Consider the following 6,243-nt stretch of genomic DNA (forward strand, 5'->3'; position numbering starts at 1 on the left):
TGATCCCGCTGGTGATCTTGTGGTTTGGCATCGACGAGTCGGCAAAAATATTTCTGGTGGCATTGGGTACGTTGTTTCCGATTTACCTGAACACCTATCACGGTATTCGCAACGTTGATCCGGCGTTGGTCGAGATGGCGCGCAGTTATGGCCTGTCAGGATTTTCGTTGTTCCGTCAGGTGATTCTGCCGGGTGCGTTGCCTTCGATTCTGGTGGGCGTACGGTTCGCGCTGGGCTTGATGTGGTTGACGTTGATCGTGGCTGAGACCATCTCCGCCAGCTCCGGAATCGGCTATCTGGCGATGAATGCTCGAGAGTTTCTACAGACCGATGTGGTGGTCGTGGCGATCCTTCTATACGCCGTCTTGGGCAAGTTGGCAGACCTCGCTGCGCGCGGCCTGGAGCGTGTCTGGCTACGTTGGCACCCAGCCTATCAAACCACCAAGGGCGGTGCTGTATGAGCAGTCTTAAGCAAGCCCCGCAGCCGCCACATCTGCTGCGCGGCATTCCTCTGGCAGTGCGCAAGTTACGCAAGACCTTTGGTGAGCGCGAAGTACTTAAAGATGTCGATCTGCATATTCCGGCGGGTCAGTTCGTAGCGATTGTTGGCCGCAGCGGGTGTGGCAAAAGCACATTGCTGCGGCTGTTGGCGGGGTTGGACAAACCTACCGGTGGCGAGTTGCTGGCTGGCTCGGCGCCACTCAGTGACGCCATCGAAGACACGCGTTTGATGTTCCAGGAAGCACGCCTGCTGCCTTGGAAAAAAGTCATTGATAACGTCGGCCTCGGTCTGCGCGGCAACTGGCGCCCACAGGCACTGGAAGCACTGGAGGCCGTGGGCTTGGCCGAACGCGCTAACGAGTGGCCGGCAGCATTGTCGGGTGGACAAAAGCAACGTGTGGCGTTGGCCCGTGCGCTGATTCACCGACCTCGTTTACTGCTGCTCGACGAACCGCTCGGTGCGCTGGACGCATTGACCCGAATCGAGATGCAGCAACTGATCGAGCGCCTTTGGCAGAGACATGGCTTTACCGTTTTGTTGGTAACCCACGACGTCAGCGAAGCCGTGGCCATTGCTGATCGAGTGATCCTGATCGAAGACGGTCAGGTCGGCCTTGACCTGCTGGTAGAACTGCCACGCCCTCGGGTTCGCGGTTCGCATCGTCAGGCCGCGCTGGAAACCGAAGTGTTGAATCGGGTGCTGCTGATACCCGGTACGCCACCTGAGCCCGAACCTGTTTCACCGTTGCCCACGCAATTGCGCTGGGCCCAATAACCGATCCGCATGTGCACTGTTTGAAACCTAACCCCACACAGGAAATATCATCATGACTATCAAAGCCATCAACGTTCGCAACCAGTTCAAAGGCACCATCAAAGAAATCCTCGAAGGCCCGGTGTTGTCGGAAATCGACGTTCAAACCCCGTCCGGCATCGTGACGTCCGTGATCACCACGCGCTCGGTTAAAGAGCTGGAATTGGTCGTGGGCAGTGAAGTGATTGCCTTCGTGAAATCCACCGAGGTTTCCATCGCCAAGCTGTGAACAATGCGCAGCAGACAACCCCGAACGGTTAAAGCCTTTCGGGGTTTTTTTATGGGCTGATAACCCCATATCTATAGAGTATGGAGATGCTACTTCTCAGATATTTTTAATCCCATAACCATCCTGCTAGCATCGACCTGGCAGCGTACATCACTGCGTAGTTTTCTTCCCCGCGCAAAGGTCCGTGCCCATGGTTTCTGATTTTCTCAAGTGTTTGGCTGTATTGGCTTCTGCGCTATTGATTGGCGCAGTGGGTTCGGCGTCGGCAGCCACCAAAGCAGAGCAAACAATCGGTCTCGGCAACGCCTCCAACTCTTATCCATTTGTGGTGTTCGCCAATACTGACCTCCAACAAACGAGCAGTTCCATAGAACGAGCCGTAGTCATTACCCACGGCATCAAGCGCAACGCTGACGACTATTACGCCACTGGCCTGAAGTTATTAAGCAACGCACAGGTAGCCCCGGGCGGCACCTTATTACTGGCCCCTGATTTTTTGGAAAAGTCCGATGCGCTTGCCAGTTCTAATCTGCCGCTATGGCATAAGGGCAGTTGGATACAAGGGGAGGCATCAACGCTGGGCCATTCCGGCGTGACTTCATTTCAGGCGCTGGACGATATCGTCGGTTACCTGTCTGATCGAAAGCGTTTCCCGGCCCTGAAAGAAATTGTGCTGATCGGCCACTCTGCGGGTGCACAACTGATGCAGCGTTATGCGGTTTTCAACAATCAGGATGCGGCGCTGCAGCATGTTGGCATTGCGATGCGCTACGTTATTTCCAGTCCGTCGTCTTACGTTTACTTTGACCCCAGCCGTCCGCAGAACCAGGGTTTCGCACCTGTGTCATCAACGGCGTGCGCTGATTACAACCAATACCGCTATGGGCTCGATCAACCGCCTGCTTACTTGAAGGCGCAGAATTTGACTGCGCAACAACTGTTCAAGCGTTATGCATCGCGCAACGTTACCTATCTGGTGGGGGCTGATGACACCGATCCCAATCACCGGGTATTGGACAAATCTTGCGGCGCTGAAGAACAGGGCGATAGCCGTGTTGCCAGGCAACTCAACTACGTAGGTTACGAGCAGTTTCTCGCGCAAAAATGGCAGATAGCTGTTCACCATCCGCAGTTTGAAGTTCCGGGTGTGGCCCATGACGCCAACGGTATTTACGGTTCGCAGATAGCCGCGCAGAGGTTATTCCCGACGCACTAAATCTTTTGCACCCAGAGCGAAAATAATAATGAAAACAAATAAGCGCGTAGTACCACGTTTCACCGTCGCCACGGTCTTGCCTTTTCGTCTGGCGATGATCCCCTTGTTGGTACTCGCCACCGGCATTGCCCAAGCAGCAGCTGCGCAGGAGCCGCACGATAATTTCTATTTTCTGGGCGAGATGAACAAGGCCTCGACGGTGATGGTTATCGACACCAAAATCGTGCCGCCGGAGCTGGGTAAGAAGATCGTTGCAGCAGTCGATCAAGTCATCATCAATGGCAATAAGCCGGGCGCCGAGCGTCCTGCGGACTACTTGAAATACGAACCGCTGATTCTTGCTATCGCCGGTCCCGACGGCTCGCGTATGCACTCGGGCCGCAGCCGTCAGGATATTTTGTCCACCACTCGACGCTTGATGCAGCGTGAACGTGTATTAAACGTGCTGGATCAGATGAACGTATCCAAGGCTGAGTTTCTGAAGCTCGCTGAAGACAACCTCGATACCATCGTGCCCGCGTACACCAACGGCGTGCAGGCGCAACCGACGACCTATGCTCACTATCTACTCGGCTTTACGTCGGTGTTCGACCGCGATGCGACCCGTTTCAAAGAGGCCTATGCCCGGTTGAACATGAGCCCGCTGGGCTCTGGCGCGCTGGGGACATCCAGCTTTCCGATTGACCGTAAACAACTGGCCGCGTTGCTGGGTTTCGACGGCGTTGTGGAAAACTCCTACGATGCGGCGCAGCTCGGTGCGCTTGATACCGGCGTCGAACTGACCGGTATTTCAAGCAACGCAGCGTTGACCATCGGCTTGCTGGTCCAGGACATTCACACCCAATACCATCAGCCTTATCCGTGGATCATGATCACCGAGGGCAAGCTGACGGGGACCAGCAGCATCATGCCGCAGAAGCGCAATCCGTATGGCTTGAACCTGTTGCGCCTGCAAGCCAGCGATGTCGTCGGCGGCGCCATGACCTACCAATTTGAAGCGCACAACGTGACGCCGGGTATGCCTGATTACAAGCGTGATCAAGTGGAGAAAACCTTGGACCAGACGGCCACCTCGTTCACGATGCTCGCGGATTTGTTGAGTAACCTACAGATCGATAAAGACCGGGCCCTGCAAGAAGTCGATGCTGATTATTCGACCACTACTGAATTGGCCGACATGCTACAGCGCGACTCCGATGTACCGTTCCGAGTAGGGCATCACTTCGCGTCCGACCTGGTGACTTACGGCCGTCTGAACAAGATAAAACCAGCGGACATTGCTTTCCCTGAGGTGCAGCGGATTTATGGCGAAGCACTTAAAGCCTTCAACTTCGAGCACGCCCAATTCCCGTTGACCCAAGCCCAATTTCGCACGTCGTTGACCGCGCAGAACATGATCGCTTCAAGCAAAGGCCTCGGTGGCCCACAACGCGCAGAGGTCGAGCGTATGCTGGCGGCGGAAAAAGCCAGCCTCGTCGATGACCAAAACTGGGTAAAAACCCAGCAGCAGAAACTGGCCAAGGCCTCGGCTGATCTGGATACTGCGTTCCACAACGCGGGGCAATGATTCAATGTGATTTGCGCAACCTCTGTGGGAACGAATTCATTCGCGAAGCTTTTGGCCGCGCCGAGGTGGATCAAGCAAACCGCGCAAGCCTCTTCCCGAATGAATTCGGTCCCACAGAAATTATGCAAGCCGCGGTACTTCGGCACCGAGTCAGGAAACTTTCATGGAACTTCGACACCTGCGTTATTTCCTGATGGTCGCTGAAGAGCAGCATTTCACCCGTGCGGCAATGCGCTTGAATATGCAGCAGCCACCGCTGAGCAATCAGATTCGGATACTCGAGCGCGAGCTGGGTTTCGAACTGTTCAGGCGTCACCCCAAGGGCGTTGATCTGACTGCGGGCGGTCAGGTGTTTTTACTGGAAGCCCGGGAGATTTTGAACCGAGTTGAAGAAGGCTCGAAACGTGCTGCACGTGCCGCCCAAGGTTTGGAAGGTGCACTCTCGATTGGCTTTACTAGCTCCGCCGCCGCGCACCCGCTGATCCCGAGCTTGATCCGCTCCTATCGCGAGCTTTATCCCAGCGTGACCCTGCTGTTGAGCGAGGGCAGCGCAGGAGAGTTGACTGAAGAAATCCAGTCGCGGCGGGTGAGCGTCGGTATTTTGCGTGCGCCGGTCGCGCATCCCCAAGGCGTCAGTCTGCATCGATTACTCAACGAAGACATGCTTCTGATACTGCCAGTAGGGCATCGGTTATTGCCGGCTACGATTCCTGTCGAGCCCGAACTGCCCAGCGTCTCGCTTAAGTCTTTGGCCGATGAGCCATTCATTCTGGTGCGCAGACACGGAGCACCAGGCATGTATTCGAAACTGATCGAGGCGTGTGAGAACGCAGGTTTTACGCCGAAAATCGCTTTCGAAATCGAGCGCATGCTGACCAACATCAATCTGGTTGCGGCGGGGGCCGGGGTATCAGTGGTCCCGGCTTCGATGCGCGGTTTCCATAGAGACAGCGTTGTTTACTGTCGCATTCAAGGGGCGCGGCCGCGGCTGGTCGCGCCAATCACCGTGCTGTGCGGCAGTGACGATCTGCAGCCGACCACGCAAAACTTTATTGCGCTGGCGAAAGAGCTCGGGCGTAAGCACCGCAAAGCATCCAGCTAGTGTGTTTCGGCGAGCGGGCGCTTCGGCAAATAAGGCGGCAAGTACAACCCCAGATACGCATCAAATACGCGCAAGCCTTCTTCGGCCAAGCGCGGAGTGATCTCGTCGTGCAATTGCACCGAGCGCGCATAGACCCGGTCACCCAGCTCCATGGCCAGGGCAAACACATCGACGTCATCGGGCAGGGCCGGGAGCTGAAAGTGCCGGTCGAAGACTTCATGCATCAAGTGGCCCAGCTCGATATCGTGCTGGCGGTCAGCCTGGGTCACTTCGGTCAAGCCATGCTGCGCGAGGATCAACTGGCGTGCGGCGGCATCGACGCTGTAGATGCTCAGCATGCGTTGCTCGACCACTCTCGATAGATCGCGCCAGCTGTTGAGCTGCTCGTGCGCTATGGGCGCTTGCAGGCAGGCACGGAAGGCTGAGTGGACATCGGCCGTCAACGCTTCAAGCAAGGCTGGAACACTGGCGAAAAAGTGATAAACCGACGAAGGCGGAATTTGCGCGCGTTCCGCCACCAAGTAAATCGACAGGCTGGCCACTCCATTAGCAGCCAGCAACGTGCGCGCGGCATCAAGAATCGAATCGATTCGGGCTTGGCTGCCAGCCCGGGGTTTGCGGGTGGTGACGGGGCGGGTCATGAAGGGTTTTCCGGTTTGGGGGCAGCGGGGATTGTACGCGACGCATTGATCGTCGGCGCCTGACATATGGCCTTCGCGCACAAGTTAGCGCCCACGGGGGATATTCAATTTTCGGTGGGCGCGAACATGTTCGCGAAGAAAACCACACGGTCAACCGGACCAAAAACCAAAAA

7 protein-coding genes are annotated in these 6,243 nt (G+C 56.2%); 6 read left to right on the plus strand and 1 reads right to left on the minus strand.

Going from position 1 to position 6,243, the window contains the following annotated elements:
* The 6 genes from M0974_RS22565 to M0974_RS22590 all read left to right on the plus strand — a co-directional run.
* A partial coding sequence (locus tag M0974_RS22565; RefSeq protein ID WP_297842008.1) for an ABC transporter permease subunit occupies positions 1 to 461 on the plus strand: 461 nt, incomplete at its 5' end.
* Positions 458 to 1,276, plus strand: a complete 819-nt coding sequence (gene ssuB / locus M0974_RS22570; RefSeq protein WP_297842010.1) for an aliphatic sulfonates ABC transporter ATP-binding protein — start codon at positions 458 to 460, stop codon at positions 1,274 to 1,276. The genes M0974_RS22565 and ssuB, both read left to right, overlap by 4 nt.
* Before the next feature lie 52 nt (positions 1,277 to 1,328).
* The gene (locus M0974_RS22575; protein WP_297842014.1) at positions 1,329 to 1,544 is read left to right on the plus strand and encodes a molybdopterin-binding protein; all 216 of its coding nucleotides are present in this window, start codon (positions 1,329 to 1,331) and stop codon (positions 1,542 to 1,544) included.
* A 190-nt stretch (positions 1,545 to 1,734) separates the two neighbouring features.
* Positions 1,735 to 2,760, plus strand: coding sequence for a hypothetical protein (locus M0974_RS22580; RefSeq protein ID WP_297842019.1), 1,026 nt, complete (start codon positions 1,735 to 1,737; stop codon positions 2,758 to 2,760).
* 28 nt (positions 2,761 to 2,788) lie between these two features.
* On the plus strand, positions 2,789 to 4,327 hold the full coding sequence (locus M0974_RS22585) for an argininosuccinate lyase (protein ID WP_297842022.1): 1,539 nt from the start codon (positions 2,789 to 2,791) through the stop codon (positions 4,325 to 4,327).
* Positions 4,328 to 4,490: 163 nt separating this feature from the next.
* Positions 4,491 to 5,429: a LysR family transcriptional regulator gene (locus M0974_RS22590; protein WP_297842025.1), complete on the plus strand. Its 939-nt coding sequence runs from the start codon at positions 4,491 to 4,493 to the stop codon at positions 5,427 to 5,429.
* Here M0974_RS22590 and M0974_RS22595 read toward each other — a convergent pair.
* Entirely contained in the window at positions 5,426 to 6,070 is a 645-nt protein-coding gene (locus M0974_RS22595; RefSeq protein WP_297842028.1) for a TetR/AcrR family transcriptional regulator, read from the minus strand. The genes M0974_RS22590 and M0974_RS22595 overlap by 4 nt on opposite strands.
* Positions 6,071 to 6,243 lie beyond the last annotated feature (173 nt).

Source organism: Pseudomonas sp. (assembly GCF_026224925.1).
Taxonomy (GTDB): domain Bacteria; phylum Pseudomonadota; class Gammaproteobacteria; order Pseudomonadales; family Pseudomonadaceae; genus Aquipseudomonas.

Excerpts from the sequence above, each read along its gene's own strand:
- ssuB (WP_297842010.1), top strand. The coding sequence starts at position 458 with ATGAGCAGTCTTAAGCAAGCCCCGCAGCCGCCACATCTGCTGCGCGGC.
- M0974_RS22595 (WP_297842028.1), bottom strand. The coding sequence starts at position 6,070 with ATGACCCGCCCCGTCACCACCCGCAAACCCCGGGCTGGCAGCCAAGCC.
- M0974_RS22580 (WP_297842019.1), top strand. The coding sequence starts at position 1,735 with ATGGTTTCTGATTTTCTCAAGTGTTTGGCTGTATTGGCTTCTGCGCTA.
- M0974_RS22575 (WP_297842014.1), top strand. The coding sequence starts at position 1,329 with ATGACTATCAAAGCCATCAACGTTCGCAACCAGTTCAAAGGCACCATC.
- M0974_RS22585 (WP_297842022.1), top strand. The coding sequence starts at position 2,789 with ATGAAAACAAATAAGCGCGTAGTACCACGTTTCACCGTCGCCACGGTC.
- M0974_RS22590 (WP_297842025.1), top strand. The coding sequence starts at position 4,491 with ATGGAACTTCGACACCTGCGTTATTTCCTGATGGTCGCTGAAGAGCAG.